This window comes from Streptomyces sp. NBC_00669, assembly GCF_036226785.1.
Classification (GTDB): domain Bacteria; phylum Actinomycetota; class Actinomycetes; order Streptomycetales; family Streptomycetaceae; genus Actinacidiphila.
Genome location: NZ_CP109018.1, coordinates 5,559,175 through 5,580,723, shown reverse-complemented (window position 1 = coordinate 5,580,723; position 21,549 = coordinate 5,559,175). Strand labels below are relative to the sequence as shown.

At 73.3% G+C, this 21,549-nt stretch carries 16 protein-coding genes; 7 read left to right on the top strand and 9 right to left on the bottom strand.

All coding sequences use genetic code 11. The annotated features are described in order from the left end of the window. Positions 1-22 precede the first annotated feature (22 nt). Together OG896_RS23375 and OG896_RS23370 are read right to left on the bottom strand one after the other, a co-directional pair. Positions 23-1,126 (bottom strand): ADP-ribosylglycohydrolase family protein, encoded by a 1,104-nt coding sequence (locus OG896_RS23375; RefSeq protein ID WP_328465042.1) that lies wholly within the window; start codon positions 1,124-1,126, stop codon positions 23-25. Between the two features lie 455 nt (positions 1,127-1,581). Further along, a complete protein-coding gene (locus OG896_RS23370) occupies positions 1,582-2,808 on the bottom strand; it encodes a phosphodiester glycosidase family protein (RefSeq protein WP_443057265.1) in 1,227 nt (408 codons plus the stop codon). Between the two features lie 515 nt (positions 2,809-3,323). On the opposite strand from OG896_RS23370, the gene OG896_RS23365 reads away from it, so the two are divergent. Continuing rightward, positions 3,324-4,886 (top strand): CehA/McbA family metallohydrolase, encoded by a 1,563-nt coding sequence (locus OG896_RS23365; RefSeq protein ID WP_329368339.1) that lies wholly within the window; start codon positions 3,324-3,326, stop codon positions 4,884-4,886. 139 nt (positions 4,887-5,025) lie between these two features. On the opposite strand, the gene OG896_RS23360 is transcribed toward OG896_RS23365, so the two are convergent. After that, positions 5,026-5,793, bottom strand: coding sequence for an AMP-binding protein (locus OG896_RS23360; protein ID WP_329368338.1), 768 nt, complete (start codon positions 5,791-5,793; stop codon positions 5,026-5,028). Positions 5,794-6,270: 477 nt separating this feature from the next. Between OG896_RS23360 and OG896_RS23355 the strand changes: the two genes are divergently transcribed. The 3 genes from OG896_RS23355 to OG896_RS23345 all read left to right on the top strand — a co-directional run bounded on the left by OG896_RS23355 (position 6,271) and on the right by OG896_RS23345 (position 10,862). Then, positions 6,271-9,219, top strand: coding sequence for an AfsR/SARP family transcriptional regulator (locus tag OG896_RS23355; protein WP_329368337.1), 2,949 nt, complete (start codon positions 6,271-6,273; stop codon positions 9,217-9,219). Between the two features lie 323 nt (positions 9,220-9,542). Continuing rightward, complete coding sequence (locus tag OG896_RS23350) at positions 9,543-9,767, top strand: hypothetical protein (protein WP_329368335.1); 225 nt, start codon at positions 9,543-9,545, stop codon at positions 9,765-9,767. Positions 9,768-10,304: 537 nt separating this feature from the next. Beyond that, positions 10,305-10,862 (top strand): hypothetical protein, encoded by a 558-nt coding sequence (locus tag OG896_RS23345; RefSeq protein ID WP_329368333.1) that lies wholly within the window; start codon positions 10,305-10,307, stop codon positions 10,860-10,862. Between the two features lie 78 nt (positions 10,863-10,940). Here OG896_RS23345 and OG896_RS23340 read toward each other — a convergent pair whose 3' ends face one another. Both OG896_RS23340 and OG896_RS23335 read right to left on the bottom strand, forming a co-directional pair. Continuing rightward, complete coding sequence (locus OG896_RS23340) at positions 10,941-13,373, bottom strand: outer membrane protein assembly factor BamB family protein (protein ID WP_329368330.1); 2,433 nt, start codon at positions 13,371-13,373, stop codon at positions 10,941-10,943. A 241-nt stretch (positions 13,374-13,614) separates the two neighbouring features. After that, on the bottom strand, positions 13,615-14,403 hold the full coding sequence (locus OG896_RS23335; RefSeq protein ID WP_329368328.1) for a VOC family protein: 789 nt from the start codon (positions 14,401-14,403) through the stop codon (positions 13,615-13,617). A gap of 300 nt (positions 14,404-14,703) precedes the next feature. Here OG896_RS23335 and OG896_RS23330 point away from each other — a divergent pair, with 300 nt between their 5' ends. Then, entirely contained in the window at positions 14,704-15,351 is a 648-nt protein-coding gene (locus OG896_RS23330; RefSeq protein ID WP_328465059.1) for a TetR/AcrR family transcriptional regulator, read from the top strand. Between the two features lie 386 nt (positions 15,352-15,737). Further along, positions 15,738-16,907, top strand: a complete 1,170-nt coding sequence (locus OG896_RS23325) for a flavin-containing monooxygenase (RefSeq protein WP_329368325.1) — start codon at positions 15,738-15,740, stop codon at positions 16,905-16,907. 379 nt (positions 16,908-17,286) lie between these two features. On the opposite strand, the gene OG896_RS23320 is transcribed toward OG896_RS23325, so the two are convergent. Then, entirely contained in the window at positions 17,287-18,639 is a 1,353-nt protein-coding gene (locus OG896_RS23320; protein ID WP_329368323.1) for an MFS transporter, read from the bottom strand. 71 nt (positions 18,640-18,710) lie between these two features. Between OG896_RS23320 and OG896_RS23315 the strand changes: the two genes are divergently transcribed. Then, positions 18,711-19,742 (top strand): GlxA family transcriptional regulator, encoded by a 1,032-nt coding sequence (locus tag OG896_RS23315; RefSeq protein ID WP_329368322.1) that lies wholly within the window; start codon positions 18,711-18,713, stop codon positions 19,740-19,742. 38 nt (positions 19,743-19,780) lie between these two features. Here the strand turns inward: OG896_RS23315 and OG896_RS23310 are convergent, their stop codons facing one another. From OG896_RS23310 to OG896_RS23300, 3 genes are all read right to left on the bottom strand, one after another. After that, a complete protein-coding gene (locus OG896_RS23310) occupies positions 19,781-20,197 on the bottom strand; it encodes an ATP-binding protein (protein ID WP_328465065.1) in 417 nt (138 codons plus the stop codon). A 359-nt stretch (positions 20,198-20,556) separates the two neighbouring features. Next, positions 20,557-21,063: an O-acetyl-ADP-ribose deacetylase gene (locus OG896_RS23305; protein WP_329368319.1), complete on the bottom strand. Its 507-nt coding sequence runs from the start codon at positions 21,061-21,063 to the stop codon at positions 20,557-20,559. Between the two features lie 86 nt (positions 21,064-21,149). Further along, positions 21,150-21,539: an STAS domain-containing protein gene (locus OG896_RS23300; RefSeq protein ID WP_402450412.1), complete on the bottom strand. Its 390-nt coding sequence runs from the start codon at positions 21,537-21,539 to the stop codon at positions 21,150-21,152. Between the last annotated feature and the right edge of the window lie 10 nt (positions 21,540-21,549).

Genomic DNA, 21,549 nt, shown 5'->3' with positions numbered 1-21,549 from the left:
GCCCCGCCCCGCACCCCCGCGGTCACGCCGCCGGGTAGCGGTCCAGCCACGCCGGGCTCGCGCCGGACGGGCCGTGCAGCGCCGGGGACTGGGTCATCTCCATCGCGAAGTCGTCCGCGAGCTGGAGGATGGTGGCCCGCCCCTCCAACTCGGCGATCCAGGCGGGCGGCAGCGCGGTCTCGCCGTGCTGGACACCCAGCAGGTTGCCGCAGATCGACCCGGTGGAGTCGCTGTCGCCGGAGTGGTTGACCGCCAGCAGCAGCCCGTGCCTGACGTCCTCGGCGACCAGCGCGCAGTAGACGCCGATCGCCAGCGCCTCCTCGGCGGTCCAGCCCTCGCCCAGCGCCTCGACCCGCTGCGGCGACGGCAGGCCCTGGCGTACCGCGCCCAGCGCGCTCTGGAGGGCGTCGGTGGTCTCCTGGTGGCCCGGGCGGGCGCCCAGCAGGGCGAGGGCGTGCTGCACGGAACCGTCCAGCGCCTCGCCGCGGGCCAGCCCGTGCACGATCACCGCGAACGCGCCCGAGGCGAGCTGCCCGGTGGGGTGGCCGTGGGTCTGCGCGGCGCACTCGACCGCGAGCTGGAAGACGAGTTGCGGCTCCCACCCGACCAGCAGGCCGAACGGTGCCGACCGCATCACCCCGCCGCACCCCTTCGAGCCCGGGTTCTTCGGCTCCTCCAGGGTGCCCATCCGGTCGTCGGACAGGCCGCTGAGGCAGGCGCCGCCGGGCGCGCGGCGCGCGTACAGCCACTCCTCGCGGGCCAGCCAGCCGGTGTCCTTGCGGCGCTCGTCGGGGCCCCACTCGTTCTGGGTGGCGGCCCACCGCAGGTAGGCGCGGTGGATGTCGGTCGGCGGGTGCCAGGCGCCGGTGTCGCGGCGGACCTGGGCGCGGATCAGGCCCTCGACCGTGAAGAGCGTCATCTGGGTGTCGTCGGTGATGGCACCGCGTCTGCCGTACGCGGGCACGTAGTCGGTGACGCCGTCGGGGCCGTGGGTGTTGAGGACGGCCTCGAGCGACTCGAATTCCACGCCGGCGCCGAGTGCGTCGCCGATCGCACCGCCGAGCAGGCAGCCGCGCACCCGGCTGCGGAAGTCCTGCTGCTGCGCGCGTCCCCAGACAGCGGTCAATGCGCTCCCCTTCGAACATCACCCGATCCGATCCCGTGCTGCGCCGCACGATATCCGACGAAACCGAGAGCGGAAGGGGGGCCGAGGGTAGGTGCGGGGTTGTCCGCGAAGGGCCGTCTTTTCCGGCGTTTTCCGGGGTTTCTCCCGGTACGGGGCGGGGCGGGTGGGTCGGTTGGGGCGGATTGGGCCGGTCGCTTCGGTCGGTCGCTTCGGTCGCTTCGGTCAGTCGGGGGGGCGGTCGGGGCGGTGGGGGTCGGGCCGGGGTTGGAGAGGAGCAGGCAGGGGCGGGCGGGGGCAGGCATGGGTCAGGTGGGGCTCAGCAGAGGGTCAGGGGGCGTACGCCGGGTGCCATCCAGGAGTGCCAAGTGCGCTCCGGCGTACGTGCAGCGCACCGTGCCGCCCCTCCAGGGAGCCGGCTCCACGGCCCGCGGACCGGCGGCCGGCTCCCCGCCGGCTCAGTGGCCGGCGCTGAACACCCCGACCGCGTTGGCGACCGGGCGCTCGGCCACGCCCGAGGGGTGGTTGCGCACGGTGGCGGCCGGGTCCCCCGCGGCGCGGGTGACCAGCGTGGTGGAGCCGCCGCCGTCGAGGTTGACCGCGTCGTCGGCGCCCGCCTGCCGCATCACGTCGGCGACCTCGGCGACGGTCAGGCCCGGGTCGGCGGCCGCGGTCCCGTCGAGCGCGAGCAGGTAGAGCGTGCGGCCGTGGTCGCCGAAGCCCGCGGCGGTCCGCACCGCGGCCGTCTTCGCGTCGAGCCCGGGCAGCGGGGCGCCGTCGCGCAGCACCGGGAAGCCGCCCACCGCGAAGGCGTACGGCACGTGCGACGCGGTCGGGACGAGGCGCTCGCCGACGTCCGCGCGGTCTCCGACGTGCAGCGTGCGCAGGGTGTCCGCGCCCGCTTCCCGCCCGACCAGCACGGTGCTGCCCGGCGCGATCGCGCCCTGCCCGGGGGTGTCGGCCACGGCGGTGACCCGGCCGCCGCGCACGGTCACCTCGTAGGTGTCGGTGCTGCACGCCGCGGCGCGGGAGGTGTCGGAGCCGCAGACGGCGCGCTCGCGGGAGACGGTGCCCCACCCGGCGGTGTACGCGCCGATGCCGCCCTCGGGCAGCGCGTACTGGTTGAAGCCGCCGAGCGGGTGACTGCCCTGCCGGGTACGGAGGCTGCCGGCGAGGGTGAGCCGGTCCAGCCGGGCCCTGCGGTCCACGCCGACGCCGAGCACGTCCCGCGTGGTCCCGCCGGGCGGCATCGCCGGGCCGAACCGCTGCGCGTCCGGAACCGCTGCCTTCAGCGCCCGGCCCGAGGCGATCTCCGGGCCGTCGGAGGAGCCGGTCGGGGTGACGCCGGCGTGCTCCTCGCTGATGTTGAAGAAGTCGCCGTTGACGGCGCCCACCGCCCGGGCGGAGTCGGCGAGTTGGGACACGGGCGCCCGGTCGGCCACCGCACCGGGCGTCAGCAGGTCCACCCGCACCCGCGGGTCGGACAGGTCGACGGTCAGCATGTACCCGGTCACGGCGCCCTTCCCGCCGTCCACCGAGAACTGCCCGTACGTCACTCCCCGTGCCACCTGCTCCACTTGGGAGTACGGCAGGCCGCCGGCGTCCCGCGCCACCGCCGCCGACGCCCCCGCCAGACCGCCGGCCAGCGCCGCGAACGTCACGACCGCCGCTCCCCCGGCCCGCACCCGCGCCCTCACCCGTGCCCCGCTGTCCGTCGGCCCCGCCGTGGCTCTCGTACGACCGCTCACGTCTCCTCCTCCGACCCGCAACTCAGCTTCGTCCGGAAGGACTTCAGCAGCCCGGCGCGGGCCGCACGGTGAACCGCGGGCGACGGGACGGCGGCGCTGCGGCGAATTCGCCCGCACGGCGGCGCAGTTGCCGCGGTGGCGCGCGGCACGGATCACGCAGCCCACGAGGGGCGCGCCGCGCTTTCCCACCGCATACGGCCCCGCGCGTGCGGGTCGTACGACCACGCGCCCGGGCGAGGGGTTGGCATGTGCATGTGCAGGCGGGCGAGCGTGCCGAGGCGCACCCGGGCGCACAAGCCCACGGCCGTCCCGGCGTACGGGCCGGGCCCGCTCCGACGTGCGCTCCACTCACCCGAACGGCCGTACCGCCACACCGATCCCGCCGCCTACCGTCCCCGGGCGCACCGGACCCGGCCACGCACCCTTCACCCGGACCCCCGACCGTGGACGCCATGGACCGACGAGATGTACTGAAGCTCTCCGCGAGCGCGGGTGCGGCCGGCGTCCTTACGCTGGCCCCCGTGGACTTCGCCGCCGCCTCCGACTCCGGCGCGGGCCCCGGCTCAGGCCAGGACCCCGCGGCCGGCTCCCCGACACCCGCCGACGGCACCGAGGTGACCCGTACCCTCACCGGCCACCTGCCCACCGGCGTGGCCGACTTCGTGTACCTGCCGCTGAACGTGCCACGCGGCGTACGGCAGATCGCCGTGTCGTACACCTACGACCGGCCCGACGTGCCCGCCGGGCTGCTCGGCAACGCCTGCGACATTGGCATCTTCGACCAGCACGGCACGGACCTGGGCGGCCGGGGCTTCCGCGGCTGGTCGGGCGGGGCGCGCACGGAGTTCTCGATCAGCGCGGAGCAGGCGACGCCCGGCTACCTGCCCGGACCGGTCGAGGCGGGCACCTGGCATGTGGTGCTCGGCCCGTACACGGTCGCGCCGCAGGGCCTGGACTACTCGGTGACCGTCACCCTCACCTTCGGCGACCGCGGCACCACCCCCGTGCCCGACTACCCGCCGGAGCAGGTGCGCGGCCGCGGCCGCGGCTGGTACCGCGGCGACTGCCACCTGCACACCGTGCACTCCGACGGCAAGCGCACCTTGGAGCAACTGGCCACGCTCGCCCGGGCGGCGAAGCTCGACTTCATCAACTCCAGCGACCACAACACCTCTTCCGCGCACCCGCTGCTCGGCCCGCTGGCCGGCGACGACCTGCTCATCCTCACCGGTGAGGAGATCACCACCCGCAACGGCCACTACCTCGCGATCGGCCTGGACGGCGGCGAGTGGATCGACTGGCGCTACCGGGCCCGCGACGACGCCTTCGACCGCTTCGCCCGGCAGATCCGCCGGGCCGGCGGCATCGTGGTGCCCGCCCACCCGTACGGCACCAGCCTCGCCAGCCAGTGGAAGTTCGGCTACGACAACGTCGACGCCATCGAGGTCTGGAACGGCCCCTGGACCGCCGACGACGAAGCCTCCCTGCTCACCTGGGACAACCTGCTCACCGGTGCGGCCCGGCGCGGCGACGGCCAGTGGCTGCCGGCGATGGGCAACTCCGACGCCCACCGCGACCCCGACGTCGTCGGCCTGCCGCAGACAGTGGTGCTCGCCGACGGCCTCGACCGCCGCTCCCTGCAGGCCGGCATCCGCGCCGGGCACTCCTGGATCGCCGAGAACGCCGACGTCCGGCTCTCCCTGTCCGCCACCGGCCCGCACGGCGAACACGCCGGCATCGGCGACCGGTTGCAGGTCGCCGCGGACGCCGAGGTGACCGTCCGCCTCCAGGTCGCCGGCGTGCCGGCCGGCTCCCTGCTGCGGCTGCTCACCGACGAGGGCCAGGTCGTCGGACAGGTCCTGCCCGCCTCCGGTGCCGTGGAGTGGACCACCACCGCGTCGCTGGCGTCCTATGTGCGCGCGGAAGTACGGCACCCCGCGGCGGCAGGCGACACCTCCGGCCTGCCCGGACCGGCCGCCGCGCTCACCAACCCGATCTGGCTCGGCCGCCGATAACCCCTTCGCGCACCCCTTCGCGGCGCAGCCCCTCGCGGCACCGCCCCCTCGTCTCCGTTCCTCCTGCCTTTCTCATCCGTTCTGATCCATGCTCATCCGTCCGGGCGCTCCTGCTGCCGTCCGCGCATCGCGCCGACCACTACACCGCGATCCGGATCGGCAGCAGGATGCGCCACACGGCGTCCTCCACGCCGTGCACCGCGGCGATCCAGCCGACGTTCTCCTCGTCGGTGCCGAGCCGCACCGCCTGGGCCAACTCGTCCATCACCTCGGTGAGATCGCCGTGCGACATCGCCGGCTCCAGCCGACCGCCCACCGCCCCGTCATCGTGGTACCGGTGGTAGGCGGGCGCGCCGCGCAGCACGCCCACCGGCCGCCAGTTCTGCGCGAGCCGCCACACCGGTTCGCCGGAGACATGGACGCCATCCGCCTCGACCACCTCGACCCGCGTCCGGTCGACCGCCAGCGGCGTCCAGGTGTCGGTGCCGGTGAGCACCATCGCCGGGTCGCAGCGCCGCACCGCGTGGGCCACCGAACTCGTCGCCCCGGGCGAGGACAGCACGAGCGGCACCGCGGACATGCCCGCGTACAGGCAGCCGAGGAACGCGCCCGCGAGGTCGGGCCCTTGCGGGTAGACAAGCATGACGCGGCTGCCCGGTTGCAGCACGCTGCCCAGCCGCGCGGCGACCGCCCGGGCCCGTCGGTCCAGCTCGGCGAAGCTGCACCCGGCGGTACCGGTCGTCGGCGCGCTGTCTCCGTAGGGCAGCGCGGGTATGCCCTGCGGCCGGTGCTCGGCCCGCTGCCGGAGCAACGGGCCGGGCAGGCGCCCGCCTTCGCCCAGGGTGGTGTGGGAACCACCGCCGCGCCCCCGCCGGCGCCGGCTGTGCTTCCCGCCGCCGCGGGTCACCGTATCCGTCCCGGTGGGTGCGGGCGGTACGGGTCCCGTCCCCGGGAGCGTGGATGTCCCGTGCAACGACGGCCAGGAGAGCACCGCACCGGACACAAGTGTTGTTTCCCGGCGCAATCCTCCTGAAACCGAAGAATCCGCCGAATCGTTTTTGCCCGACACCCGCATGTCTCTGTCACCCGCCCGTTCGCAGGACACACATAGGTGTGAACCTGTCCCACACAACACAACCTCCGCGCACGCACAGACAGAACCTCGAATTCGGCCCAACATTCGGCACGAGGCCGGATCGGCACCATGCACGGGGTGACCTCGGCCGCCCGACACGGCAAACTGGCACGGACGGGGCCGAACTTTCGGCTCCGCATGTCATGCAGAGAACTGTTCCGTCCAGCGATGAACGATAGATATACGCGCGGAGCGCCGGGCTCGGGGACGCACCCGGCATGTGCACATGGGCGATCCAGGGGGCAGACGATGGAAAGCAGCACGGACCCGGGCGGCCTGCGCTTCGCGGTGCTGGGCCCGGTGCGTGCCTGGCGCGGCGACGTCCCGATCGGCACCGGGGCGCCACAGCAGCGGGCGGTGCTCGCCGCGCTGCTGCTGCGCGGTGGCCGCACCGCCTCCGCGTCCGAACTGCTCGACGCCGTCTGGGGCGAGAGCCCGCCCAACACCGCACTCGCCGCGCTGCGTTCGTACGCCTTCCGGCTGCGCAAGGCGCTCGGCCCCAAGGCGCTGGTCACCGACTCCGGCGGCTACGCCCTGCACGTCGCGCCCGACGCCCTGGACTACACCGTCGTCGAACGTCTCGCCGCCGACGCGGAGAAGGCGAAGGCGAGCGACCCCGAGCACGCCCGGCGCCTGCTGGCGGCCGCCCTCGACCTGTGGCACGGCGAACCGCTGGCCGGCCTGCCCGGGCCGTACGCGGAGACGCAGCGCTCCCGGCTGGCCGAGTGGCGGGTCGGCCTGATCGAGGCACGCCTCGAACTCGACCTGGAATTGGGCGCGCACGCCGAGGCGGTCTCCGAACTCACCGCGGTCTCCGCGGAACACCCGCTGCGCGAGCGGCTGCGCGTCCTGCTGATGCTCGCGCTGTACCGCAGCGGGCGCCAGGCCGAGGCGCTGGGCGTCTACGCCGACACCCGCCGCCTGCTCGCCGACGAGCTCGGCATCGACCCCTCCGCCGAACTCAGCGACCTGCACCAGCGCATCCTTGAGGCCGACCCGGACCTGGCCGCGCCGGTCTCCGCGCACGCCGGCACCCCCGAGATCGTCCGCCCCGCGCAACTACCCGCGAGCGTGCCCGACTTCACCGGCCGCCGCGCCGTCGCCGACGAACTCGGCCGCCAACTCGCCCTGGCCACCGAGCAGGGCAAGGAGGGCGGGGTGATGGCGGTCTCCGCCGTGGCCGGGATCGGCGGCGTCGGCAAGACCACCCTCGCGGTGCACGTCGCGCACGCGGTCCGGGACGCCTTCCCTGACGGGCAGTTGTACGTCGACCTGCAGGGCACCGAACCGCGCCCGGCCGAGCCCGAGGCCGTACTCGGCGCGTTCCTACGGGCGTTGGGCGTTCCCAACCCCGCCATCCCCGACTCGCTCGCCGAGCGCGCCGCGCTCTACCGCTCCACCCTCGACGGCCGCCGCGTCCTCACCCTGCTCGACAACGCCTACGACGCCGCGCAGATAAGGCAGTTGCTGCCCGGCACGCCCGGCTGCGCCGCTCTGGTCACCAGCCGGATGCGGATGGTCGACCTGGAAGGCGCGCACCTGGTCGACCTCGACGTGATGTCGCCCGAGGAGGCCCTCCAGCTCTTCAGCCGGATCGTCGGCGAGGAGCGGGTGGCCGGTGAACGGCAGGCCGCGCTCGCCGTGGTGGGCGCCTGCGGCTTCCTCCCGCTGGCGATCCGGATCGCCGCTGCCCGGCTGGCCGCCCGCCGCACCTGGACCGTCTCCGTACTGGCCCGCAAACTCGCCGACCAGCGCCGCCGGTTGGACGAGTTGCGGGCCGGCGACCTCGCCGTCAAGGCCACCTTCGCGCTCGGCTACGGCCACCTGTCGCCCCAACAGGCCCGCGCCTTCCGGCTGCTGTCCCTCCCCGAGGGCCCCGACATCTCGCTGGACGCGGCCGCCGCCGTCCTGGACCTCGACCCGTACACGGCCGAGGAGTTGCTGGAGACGCTGGTCGACATAAGCCTCATCGAGTCGGCGGCGCCGGCCCGTTACCGCTTCCACGACCTGCTGCGGCTGTACGCGCGCGAGTGCGCCGAGCGCGACGAGACCGAGCAGGAGCGCTGCTCGGCGCTGTCCCGGCTGCTGGACTTCTACCTCGCCTCGGCCACGGCCGTCTACGCGCTGGAGAACCCCGGTGACCGGGTGCTGGACCACCTCGCCGTAACCTCCCTGCCCGGCATGGCCTTCGACTCCCGCGAAGCCGGGCTGGAGTGGCTGTTCGCCGAGGCCCAGGTCCTGCTGGCGGCCGTCGAGCAGTCGGCCGACGACGGCTGCGGCGGCCTGATGCGCAAGGCGACGGACCTGCTGTGGGCCGCCCAGGACCTGATGGAGTCGGGGATCTACGCCCGGCAGTACGAACAGGCCGCACACGCGGTCGTGGCCACCGCGAACGCCTGCGGTGACGCCCTAGTCGAGGGCCGGGCCAGGGTGCTGGTCGCCCAACTCCTGCGGATGACCGCCCGTTTCGCCGCCGCCGACGAGGAAGCGCGGCGCGCGATGGTCGTCGGGCTGGCCGCCGAGGACCCCGTCACCTGCAGCTACGCGCCGAACCTGCGCGGCATCATCGCGCACCAGGCGCAACGCTTCGACGTCTGCACCGAATACCACGAGGCCGCCCTGGAGGCGTTCCGCTCCGACGGCAACCGGCACGGTGAGGCGTCCGCCCTCAGCAACCTGTCCCGCGCCCAGCTGAGCCTCGGCGACTCCGACGCGGCGGTGGCCAACAGCCAGCAGGCGCTCGCCGTCTACCGGGAGTTGAACGTCGGCTTCCGGCTCGGCAACGGGCTGTACGCCGTCGCCGTCGCGCTGACCGCCGCCGGACGCATCGACGAGGCGGTGGCCCGCCTGAACGAGGCGGTGGAGATCTTCCGCGACGCCCGGCAGCAGTTCTGGGAGGGCATGGCGCTCTACCGGCTGGCCGAGGCGCACCGGGCGGCCGGCCACAGCCTGCGGTCGGCGGCCGCGGCCGAACAGGCCCTGGTCATCCAGCGCGAGGTCGGCGGCGAGTGGCGCACCGCCAACGTACTCACCGTGCTCGGCCGGGCGCTCGCCGACATGGGCCAGCTCGTACGAGCGCACGCATGCTGGCACGACGCGCTGGGCATGTACGTGGCGCTCGGCTCTCCGGAGGCGCAGGAGGTACGGCGGCTGCTCGGTGACGAGACCGCGCCCTCGGTGATCCGGATGGTCGGCTGACGACGGCCGGCCCCGGCACGGAGTGCGACGCGGCGGGCCCGAGCCGGACCGTGTACCGGACTTGACGGGACCGGGTTGCGGCCCGGTCCCGCGACCGGGCGGAACCGGGCACGGGCCCGGCGGGACGGGGCGGAAACGGGCACCGGACTCGCGGCCCGGGACTGCTACCAGCCGATTCGGCAACTCATCGATACCGTTTATCGGTTGATTATCGGCGGCTGCCACGATTCCATCACCGCACGAGCCGCCCGCCCGGTGATGCACGGGGGTCGTCGCCGGGTGGGCTTCACCACAGCAGGTCCCCGAAGTGCAGGAGAACCACCATGACGACTGAGACCACCGAGACCACCGAGAACCAGCCGCCGACCGACCCGACCGACCCCGCTCCGCCGACCACGCCGACTCCGGGAAAGGTCGAGCCGGCCAACTGGCACACGGAGGACGCCTCGGAGGCCCCGGTCGACGGGCTGCTGGCGGACAAGCCCACGACGAAGCCCGGTCAGGTCAAGCCGAACAACTGGCACACCGAGTCCGAGCCCGCAAACTGATCCGCCGCGAGGCGCCCGTGCGGCACGGCACGGTGTGGCACGGGGCGCCGGGCGAACTGCCCAGCGGCGGGCATGGTCCCGTGGACCTGGAGATGGGGGTTTCCGGGTCCGCTGGAGAAGAGGGGGACGCCCGAGGGGGGACCGGCGAGCTGGCTCAGGGGGCCGGCTCACAGTCCGGGCAGCAGGTCGGCCGCAGCGCGGAGGGGGCGCTGCGGCCGACCTGTGCGGTGCGGAGGGTGGGAGATGTGCGCGGGTGCGGGGTGCGGGGTGCGCGGGTGCGCGGGTGCGCGGGGTGCGCGGGGATTCCGCACCCGCGGAGTGCCGGTGCAGCGGATGGAACCGGAAGCGCGGGTCGGGCCGTGGAACCGGTGAAGCCTCGGTCCCCGTAGGGGAGCCGGTAGGTGAGCCCGTGGGGTAAAAGTGCTGGTCGGCGCGGTGGTCACTCCCGCGCCCGCGCTCGCGTGGCAGTGCCGCGGCGCCCGGCGTAGCGTCGGCCACGTGGGGGCCGAGTGAGCGACACGAGGCGGTGGCACCCCGATGGTCCGCAACGTCATGGGGTCACTGCTCGCGCTCGCCGGAGCGACGGCCGCCGTCTGGTGCCCCTTCCGAGCCTGGTACGGCGGCCGTCACGGCTCCGACATCCGGGTCAACGACCTCTTCACGGGCGTCGGCGTCACCGATCATGACGCGGCCCTGCTCGGCTCCCTCTTCCTGCCGATGGGCTTCGCCGCGCTGCTCACGCTGCTGGGCGTGCTGGCGCGGTCATGGGCGGCGGTGGCGCTGGCCGGCTGCCTGGCGCTGGGCGTCACGGTGCTGTGGATGGTCCGGCAAGCGCAGTTCTCCGGGTCACTGACCGCGGGCGGCGACGGGCTCGACACGGGCGTAGGTGTCGCGGTCGCGAGCGGGCTGCTGCTGTTCGCGGGGGCCTTCCTGCTCTCGGGGCTGCGCCGCCCGCGCTACGGCCGGCCCGAACCCCTGCCGTCGGACGACGTCGACGAACCGCCGCAGGAGTCTCCTCCGCCCTACCCGCCGTCGCCGCCGCCGTACTCGAAGCGCTCCGAGCCGCTCTCCCCCGACGGTCCGGCGGAGCCGTGAACCACCGGTGCCCGGGGCCTACCGTCCGGGCCCGCCCCGCAGGGCCCTGCTCCCCGCTCCCTGCTTCCCGCTCCCCGCTCAGGCCCGGCGCGAGGTCGAGCCGGTGCCCTTCGCCGCGTCCAGGGCGTAGACGCAACGATCCTTGGAGCAGGCGTAGACCACACCGTCGGCGGTGACCGGTGATCCGGTGATCTCGCCACCGGTCTCCAGCCGCCACCGCAACTGGCCACCCTGCGCGTCCACCGTGTACAGGCAGTGGTCCTTCGAACCGAAGTGCACCCGCCCGTCCGCCACCGCGGGCGACCCGACGATCTCGCCCTGCGCGGCGAACCGCCAGCGCGGCGTCCCGCTCACCGCGTCCAGCGTGTACAGCGCGCTGCCCGCCCCGAGGTGGACCCCGCCGGCGGCGACCACCACCGGCTCCAGCGACTGCCGCGGCTCGGTGGCGACCCGCCAGCGGTCCCGGCCGTCCGCCGGGTCCAGCGCGTACACCGTGCCGAGGTGGTCGGTGACGTAGATCCCGCCGCCGGACGCGCCCGGGCCGGGTACATGCGCGGGGGGCGCGAACATCACGGCGGGCGCCTCGAAGTGCCATCGCTCCGCGCCGGTGCGCGCGTCGAGGGCCAGCACCCGGGTGCCGGCGGTCAGGTGGACGACGCCGTCGGCGACCACCGGCCGGGTCACCACCGACCCGGCCGCGCCGGGCTCCCCCACCGGATACGACCACAGCTCCGAGCCGTTGAGCGCGTCCACCGCGTGCAGCAGGCCGCCGCCCTGGTAGAACACCGTCCGGTTCTCGATGGCGGGTCCGGCGTCCGGCGACTCGAACTCCGTCTGCGCCCCGGCCCGCTCCCACCGCAGCGTCCCCCGCTCGGCATCCCACGCCTGCACCACGCCGCCACGGGTGCCGGTGACGACGGTGCTCGCGTCGGCCTGCACGGCGTACACCCAGCCGTCGATCGGGGTACGCCACCGCTCGCCGCCGTCGGTCGCGCCCAACGCGAACAGGCTGGGCCCGTCCGACGCGTGGATACGGCCGCCGGCCACCGCCATCGTCCAGGCCACGTCCCTGGTCTTGAACTGCCGCCGCCCGCTGGCCACATCGAGTGCGTGTACCTCGAAGGACGTGACGTACAGCAGTCCGCTGTCCACCACGGGTGTGCCCCACACGTCGTTCGACATCCGGAACCGCCAGGGCCGCCACTCCCCCGGCGGGCCGGACGGACGCGGTACCGCGGCCACGGACGGCGGCGGGGCCTCCGCGGCCCGATGGGCACCGCCGCGGGGGCGCACCCACTCGGTTCCCGGAACCGGTCCGGCCGTCGCCTTGAGGTCGGCCGCCCGCGCCAGCCGCAGCCCGGGCCCGATCGGCGCGGACCCGGCGAGTTGTACGGACGCGGCCGCGTGCTGGGGGGCGGGGCTGCGGGGCGGCTGCTGCGGGCGGGGCGGTGACACGGGCGGCGGCGGCACCAGGCCGGAGGGCTGCGGCGCGGGAGCCTGCGGCATGGGCGGCTGGGGTGCGGGCGCGGGGGCCGACGGCAGGGGGACCTGCGGGCCGGACACCTGTGCGCCGGGCTGGCGCGCGCTGCGGCCGCCGTTCTGCACCGGGCCGATCCTGCTGCGGTGGCGTTCCTCGATCAGGGCGACCGCGCCGGGGGGCAACCAGGCCGACGCGGTGCCGGTGTCGTCGCCGCCGGAGGAGAACAGGTGCGGGGCGAGCTGCGCCTGCAGATCGGCCGGGGTGGGACGCTCCTCGGCCTTCATCCGCATGCACGACTCGATCAGCGGGCGCAATTCGTCGGGCAGACCGGCCAGGTCGGGGCCCTCGCGCAGCAGCATGAAGACGGTCTCGACCGGGTTGGCCCCGTGGAACGGGGCATGGCCGGTCGAGGCGAAGACCAGGGTGGACCCGAGCGAGAAGATGTCGCTGGCGCCGCGCACGCTGCGGGAGTCACGGGCCTGCTCGGGCGACATGTAGGCGGGGGTGCCGACCGCGACGTTCGTCATCGTCAGCCGGGTGTTGGACACCCCGGAGGCGATGCCGAAGTCGATCACCCGCGGTCCGTCCTCGACGACCAGTACGTTCGACGGCTTCATGTCCCGGTGCACCAGGCCCGCGGCGTGGATCGACTGCAGGGCCTCGGCGATCCCGGCGGCGAGCCAGCGCACTCCCTGGGCGGGCAGCGGGCCGGACTCGTTGACGATCTCTTCCAGGGACGGCGCCGGGACGTAGGCGGTGGCGAGCCAGGGGACGGCGGCACGAGGGTCGGCGTCGACGACGGCGGCGGTGTAGAAGCCGGACACGGCACGGGCCGCCTCGACCTCACGGGTGAAGCGGACGCGGAAGAGCTGGTCCTCGGCGAGTTCCGCCCGCACGGTCTTGATCGCCACTCGCCGACCGGAGGCCGAGCGGGCGAGATAGACCAGCCCCATGCCGCCGGCGCCGAGCCGTCCCAGCACCTCGAAAGGGCCGATCCGTCTCGGGTCATGCTGCGTAAGCTGCTCCACCACTTGCCCTGCCACCTCCCCGTGCCCGCGTTGTCCGCGGCCGTTCCCCGTGCTGCGCGGCCCCGTCCGGCCGGTCGCTGGCTCCCGTGCCAGGGTACGGACCCGATTCTTCCTGGGAAGAGCGCCGGTTGCGAACCCGGGGCCGTCCCGACACGCCCGGAAAGCGAACTCGTTATCATCCGCTGCCCGGTGCCCGACGGCCATCCGCCGCGCCGGAACGGGTGTCAGAAGGTGGCGTCCGGCCTCACTGACCGGGTATCGAGTCGGACCGGCGCGCGAGGTCGATCACGGCGAACCGCGCTCCCTGGTCGTCGGTGACGATGGCGGTGCGGCCGTACGGCGACTCCGCGGGGCCCACCAGCACCTGGCCGCCGAGCCGGCGGACGGTGGCGGCCGCGTCGTCGCAGTCACCGACCGCGAAGTAGACCTGGTACGCGCTGGGGGTGTCCTCCGCGGTGCCGTCCAGCTTCAGCCGGCCGAGCGAGGGGTCCTCGGCGCCGGGCACGGACCACACCTTGTAGTCGAAGTGAACGCCGTCGCCGACCTGCTGGGACTCGTATCCGAAGACGTCCTGGTAGAAGGCGTCCACGGCCTCGGCATCCCGCGTGTGGTTCTCCGACCAGGCGTAGGCGCCGGGCTTGTTGACCAGGTCGAAACCCTGGTGGCCGGCGGGCTGCCAGAGGCCGACGAAGGAGCCGCCCGGGTCGACGACCCCGGCCATCACTCCGCTGTCGCCGACCGCGTCCGGCCCGAAGGCCACCTGCCCGCCGGCCGCCCTGACCTTCTCGGCGGTCCGGGCCACGTCGGCGACCGCGAGGAAGACGCCCCAGGCGGTGGGCATCGACGGGTCCACCTTCGGCATCAGGGCCGCGACCTTGACGCCGTCGCGCAGGGCCATCGTGTAGTGGCCGAACTCCTCCCCCTGGTCCTCGAAGGTCCAGCCGAGCAGTTCGCCGTAGAAGGTCCGGCCGACGGCGAGGTCGGGCAGTGCCACATCCGCCCAGCACGGGGCGCCTTCTCCGAATGCCGACATGACTCGATCCTCCCGTACCTTCACGATGGCCCGCGCCGTGTCCGCGACACGCTGTCATCGCCACCGTAACCAGTGATCTTCCCCACCACACCCGCTGGAATTCGAACATATGGTCAATTCTTCGAGTCGCCCGCTCCAGGCCGCCGAATCACCCATTCGCCACATTTCACGCGCCGCCCCGTGGGGCCGCCGGGACGGAAGAAAGCACCGTTGAACTGGTGGTTCGCCAAGCGGAAGGAGAGCGTCCCCGTTTGCACGCCGCCAAATCGCGCGCCGATCACGGGTCGGTAAACTGACGGCATGACAGGACAAGTTCGCACCGTCGACGGCCGTGTTGCGGGCCGCCGCGGGCAGGCAACGCGGCAGAAGCTGCTGGACTGCCTCGGCGAGATGCTCAGCACGTCGCCGTACCGGGATGTCAAGGTGATTGACGTCGCCCGGATGGCGGGCACCTCCCCCGCAACGTTCTATCAGTACTTCCCCGACGTCGAGGGCGCCGTCCTTGAACTCGCCGATGAGATGGCCAAAGAGGGGGCGAGCCTGACCGAACTGGTCGCGGGCCGCTCCTGGGTCGGCAAGTCCGGCGCGCTCGCCGCAGACCAACTCGTGGACGGCTTCCTGTCCTTCTGGCGCAGGAACGACGCCATCCTGCGCGTGATCGACCTCGGTGCCGCCGAAGGCGACAAGCGCTTCAACAGAATCCGCACCCGCATCCTCAACTCCGTGACGGGCTCACTCACCGAGTCCATCAAGGACCTTCAGAGCAAGGGCAAGGTCGACAAGCAGGTCAGCGCGCCGGCCGTGGCCGGTTCGCTGGTGGCCATGCTGGCTGCGGTCGCCGCCCACCAGAAAGGTTTCACCGGGTCCGGCGTCAAGCAGGCCGACCTGAAGCCGAACCTGGCGCTGCTCGTCCACCTCGGGGTCACCGGGAAGAAACCACCGAAGTAGCGACCGTCCCAACACCCTTCACCCGCAGGGCCGTTCGGCCCCGCACTCGCCAGTCCTGCCGCAACACCACGCCTCGACGCGGGCGCCACAAGGTCTCGGGGGAGACCGCCGGCGCCCGCTTCGCTGCGTTTCCGGTCAGACGGGCAACGCGAGCGGCGCACCGCCAGCGGCGGCGAGGCGCTGCGGGCGACCGGCCATCGGTATCGGCCGACAACCGGTTGCCTGTGGGCGGCAAGTGGCGGACCGTGACCGGCAAGTGGGCAGCCCGCAACGGCCCATGCCGCTCGACCGGCATGGGGGGTTACGCTCGCACCCGCTCGTCGGAATACCTTCCGGCTACCACCACCTTGCTCGCGACAGACGTATTCAGGCTCAGGAGTGCCCCCATGGCCGACCCCACGACCGCCACCGACCGGGTCCCCCCGCCCCCCGCAGCTCCCGACGCCATCGTCATCGGCGCCGGCCCCGGCGGACTGGCCGCGGCCGCGGCACTGCGGGAGCGGGGGCTCAGGCCGCTCGTGGTGGAACGCGCGGAACACGTGGGAGCGTCTTGGCGCGGCCACTACGACCGGCTGCATCTGCACACCACGCGGCGGTTGTCGGCGCTGCCGGGACTGCCCATTCCGCGCCGGTTCGGCCGATGGGTCAGCAGGGACGACGTGGTGCGCTACCTCGAGAAGTACGCCGAATACCACGAACTCGAGATCGCCACCGGCATCGAGGTGGGACGAGTGGAACGGAAGGGCGCGGGCTGGGAACTGCCCGCGACCGGAGGCCGGGTGCTCTCCTCCGCCGTGGTCGTGGTGGCGACCGGCCACAACCACAGTCCGTACATACCCGACTGGCCGGGACGAAACACCTTCTCCGGCGATCTTCTGCACGCGGCCCGCTACCGCAACGCCGTCCCCTATAACGGGCGGGACGTCCTCGTGGTCGGCGCGGGCAACACCGGTGCGGAGATCGCCGTCGACCTGATGGAGGGCGGCGCCTCGCGAGTACGCCTCGCGGTGCGGACACCCCCTCATATCCTGCGCCGTTCGACGCTCGGCTGGCCCGCGCAGGCAAGCGGGATCGTCTGCCGCCGACTGCCGACGCGGCTGGTGGACCGCGTCGCGCCGTACATCGAACGGGCCGGCGTACCGGACCTGTCCGCGTACGGCCTGCCCCGCCCCGAGACCGGCTTGTACTCGCGCGTGCTGGACGGCGCGATTCCGGTGCAGGACGTCGGCCTGATCGCGGCCGTCCGCTCGCGCCGGGTCGAACCCGTCGTCGCCGTCACCGAGTTCGACGGAGACAAGGTGCGCCTCGCCGACGGCTCCGAGATCAGCCCGGAAGCGGTGATCACCGCGACCGGCTACCGGCGGGGCCTCGAACCGCTCGTGGGCCACCTCGGCGTGCTCGACGGCCGCGGCCGCCCGGTGGTGCACGGAGCCAGGACGCCCGCGAGCGCGCCCGGGCTGTACTTCACCGGGTTCACCAATCCGATCAGCGGGATGTTCCGCGAAATGGCGATCGACGCGCGCCGCATCGCGCGCGCGGCCGCCCGCGCGCGGTAGAGCGGTACGCGGAAGCCGACCGGCGCGGGCGCGGGCGAGGCCTGCCTCGGGCGGTGAGCGGTGGGCGGCGGGCGCGGGCGGCGGGCGGCGGTGCAACGCCCCCGTCACCGCGGCTCGTTCGATCCGCACCGCTCGTTCCCTGCGAGCCGCCCGCCCCGGCCGTTGCGCACGCGCACGGCCCTTTCTCCACGGCGATCCACGCGAACTGTTCCGCGCGTGCCGCCTCGTTCACCGCGAATCGTTCTCAACGGGCCGTACGGACCGCTCTGCCAGGGCCGATCCGGGCGAGAGCGGCGCCCACCGCCCGCTCCGGCCGGTCCCGTTCACCCGGGCGAGTGAACTCCACTCGAATCGGAACTAGCACAGACATTCGGGGCGTTCATCCAGTAACCGCCATCACGGGCGCGGCGACCGGCCGATGGCGGACGACCAGGGACATCAGCGCGGCCACCGCGCACAACGCACCGGAGGTGTACCAGACGACGTCATAGGAACCGAGCGCGTCACGCGCCACCCCGCCGAGGTAGGCGACCAGGGCCGCACCGATCTGGTGGGCCGCGAGCACCCAGCCGAAGACGATCGCGCTGCTCTCGCCGTAGTGCTCACGGCACAGCGCGATGGTCGGCGGCACCGTCGCCACCCAGTCGAGGCCGTAGAAGACGATGAACAGCACCATCGAGGGGTGGATGCTGTCCGAGAAGAGCATCGGGAGGAACATCAGCGAGAGTCCGCGCAGTCCGTAGTAGATCGCGAGCAGCCGCCTCGGCGACAGGCGGTCGGTGAACCATCCGGAGGCCACCGTGCCCGCGATGTCGAACACCCCGATGACGGCGAGCAGGGACGCCGCGGTCGTCACCGGGAGCCCGTGGTCGTGCGCGGCGGGCACGAAGTGGGTCTTCACCAGACCGTTGGTCGACGCACCGCAGATCGCGAAGCTGCCGGCCAGCAGCCAGAAGGTACCGCCGCGTGCCGCCTGGAGAAGAGCCCGCAGCGCACGACCGGCCGCCCCTGTGACCGGCGGGGGCTTGGGCGTGAACTCCGCCGCGCCGTAGGGGGCCACACCGATGTCCGCGGGGTGGTCGCGCAACAGCAGCCAGACGAAGGGCACGACGGCGAGTGCCGCGAACGCGACCGTCGCGGCGGCAGGACGCCAGCCGTGATGTTCGGTGATCCATGAAAGGAGAGGGAGGAAGACCAACTGCCCGGCGGCGCCACCGGCGGTGAGGATGCCGGTGACCAGGCCGCGGCGGGCGACGAACCAGCGGTTGGCGACGGTCGCGGCGAACGCGAGCGCCATCGAACCGCTGCCCAGACCCACCAAGACACCCCAGCAGAGCACCAGTTGCCAGACCTGGGTCATGTAGACGGTGAGTCCGGCGCCGAGTGCGATCGTCAGCAACGCGCAGGCGACGACGCGCCGGATGCCGAAGCGGTCCATCAGCGCGGCGGCGAACGGCGCCGTCAGCCCGTACAGCGCGAGGTTGATGGAGACGGCGAACCCGATCATCGCGCGCGACCAGCCGAACTCGCTGTGCAGCGGGTCGATCAGAAGTCCGGGAAGGGAGGCGAATGCGGCAGATCCGATGATGGTCACGAACGTGACGGCGGCAACCGCCCAGGCGCGGTGCGGGCGCGGGTGCCGGCGCGTCCCGGTGGCGTCGCCGGGTGTGGCGGAGCCGGTGGGCGCGGCTGGGCCGTCGGCGGGCGCGGGAGTGCGAGATGTCTGCGTCACGGTGCTCAGTCTCCGAGGAGAGCTCCTCGGTGACGAGTGGCCCGAGGGCCATGGTGTGAAAGAATCGGGCCATGGCAGATTCTCGGATTCCCCCGCGGGCCCGGGTGTTCGGCGGCGGTGGGCGGCACCGGGTGGCTGTGTTCGTGCTCGACGGGGTGATCCCGTTCGAACTCGGCATCCCGCTGCGGATTTTCGGGGCCGCGAGGAGCCAGGAGCGGGAAGAGGGCGGCCCCGCGCTGTACGAGGTGGTGACGTGCAGCGTGCGCCCGGGTCCGGTGCGGACGGACGCGGACTTCACGATCACGGTCGAGCACGGCATGGAAGCGCTGGCCGAGGCGGACACGGTGGTGGTGCCCGCGTCACACGAGATGGAGGACGTCTACGAGGAGGGTCGGCTCAGCGCGGAGCTGAGGGCGGCGTTCGACGCGATCCGGCCGGGTACGCGGGTGGTGTCGATCTGCACGGGATCGTTCCTGCTGGCGGCGGCGGGGTTGCTGGACGGGCGGCCGGCGACCACGCACTGGCGCAGCGCGGACCACTTCCAACGGCTCTTCCCGCGGGTGCGGGTGGACCCGGACGTGCTGTATGTGGACGACGGCGACGTGCTCACCTCGGCGGGGGTGGCGGCGGGGATCGACGTGTGTCTGCACATCGTGCGGCGGGACTTCGGCACCGCGGTGGCGAACGGGGTGGCCCGCCGGACGGTGGTGCCGCCGCATCGGGAGGGCGGTCAGGCGCAGTACATCCGGCGGCCGCTGCCCGAGCCGCAGTTGGCGGGCACCGAGCGGGCCAGGGCGTGGGCGTTGGAGCGGCTGGAGCAGCCGGTGACGTTGCGGCAGCTCGCGGAGCGGGAGGCGATGAGCGTACGGACGTTCACGCGGCGGTTCCGGGAGGAGGTGGGGCTGAGTCCGGGGCAGTGGCTGACGCAGCAGCGGATCGAGCGGGCGCGGCAGTTGCTGGAGTCGACCGATCTCGGGGTGGACCAGATCGCGCGGGAGGCGGGGTTCGGTACGGGTGCGTCGCTGCGGCAGCACATCCAGAGCGCGCTGGGTGTGTCACCGACGGTGTACCGGCGGACGTTCCAGACGTCGGCGCGCGGTTAGGGCGCGGCCGGCCCGGCGGTCCGGTTGAGGCGAAAGGGTCAGGTCAGGACCGCGGTGGCCGCGCCTCGGTCGACCTCGCACCAGATCTGCTTGCCCGCGCCTTCCGGGTGCCAGCCCCAGCGGTCGGCGAGGCCGTCGACCAGTTCCAGGCCGCGGCCACCGGTCTCGTCACGGTTGGCATGGCGCGGGGCGGGCGGCAGGACGCTGGCGTCGGCGACCTCGACCCGTACCGGAGCGGCCGGCGCGGCAGGGAAGAGCATGCGCAGCACGGCCGGACAGCCGGTGTGTACGACGGCGTTGGTGACGAGTTCGGAGATGAGCAGGAGCAGCGTCTCGGCGACCGGTTCGTCGGCTCCTATCCCGGAACCCACCAGTCGCGACCTCGCCCAGCGGCGGGCGCGTCCGACCTCCGCCGGGTCGACACCGACCTCCAGTTGCATCTGAAGCATCTGCACTGCTCACACCATCCGAACCGGCTGACCCGACGTCTCACGCCTGCCCGTCGTCACCGTATGTGACACAGACGTCACATAGCCTGGTCGACCGACTGGTACTCCAACAAGCGCTTCGGGCATATTCCCTCGCAACGGAGCGGGCGTACCGCATACTGTGCGCCGCGTCCGGTCAGGGATCGCGCAGCCAGGCACGGAACCGCTTCGGACCAGCCGAGCGGCTCCCTGGGGAAGCCTGGAACGTACGCGCACCCGATGGAGCGTACCTGAGGACCACCCCGACTCCACCGCGTAACAAGTCACGCATCGGACACAACCCGCCGCGGACGCTCCGTGACCACGCCGAGCACCCCGCAAGTGGTTTACCCGTAAGCCGTAAACGCCTCATAAGCGACATCGTCGAAGAGGACGAAGCGCACCTCCGTGACGGAGGTGGAGGCCGCGCGCACGGTCTGTACGGCGATGCGGGCGCCGTCGTCGATCGGCCAGCCGTAGACGCCGGTGGAGATGGCGGGAAAGGCGACGGTGGCGGCGCCCAGTTCGTCGGCTACGCGCAGCGACTCCCGGTAGCAGGAAGCGAGGAGTTCGGAACGGTCCTCCCCCGCCCGCCAGACCGGGCCGACGGTGTGGATGACCCAATGTGCCGGCAGCCGTCCCGCGGTGGTGGCGACGGCCTGGCCGGTGGGCAGCCCGCGACCGTAGTGCGACGCCCGCAGGTCGCGGCAGGCGGACAGGATCTCGGGGCCGCCCTTGCGGTGGATGGCGCCGTCCACGCCGCCACCGCCGAGCAGGGAGGAGTTCGCGGCGTTGACCACCGCGTCGACCGGTTCCTCGGTGATGTCGCCGCGCACGAAGGTGAGAAGGGTCATGGGGCCATCCTCGGTCACCCCGCGCCGGCCACGTACTGGACAACGCGGGCCCGGCGTTGCGGGCGCCCGCCCGCGAAGCGCTGCGCTCAGGCGGACAGCGGCCTGGCGGTGTCGTCGGTGGCCGCGTCCAGGTCCGGGTAGACCTCGAAAAGCCGGCGCACCCCGAGCGCGGCCAGTACCCGGTTGACGTGCGCTTCCCCGCCGTGGCCGGCGATCTGCCCGGACGCCCCGGACGAGCCGGATGATCCGGACGAGCCTGACGACCCGTGCGGCGCACCCTCGTCGTCCTCCCGAGGCAGCACGATCCGCAGCCGCCCCGCGCAGGACCGCATCAGCCGTCGGGCGCCGATCAGCACGCCCACCCCGCTGGAGTCGCAGAACCGCACCCCGGCGAGGTCGAGCACCAGGCTGCGCCGCCCGTCGGCGACCGCTTCATGCACCTTCTGCCGGACCGCGGGCGAGGAGATCAGGTCCATCTCCCCCGCG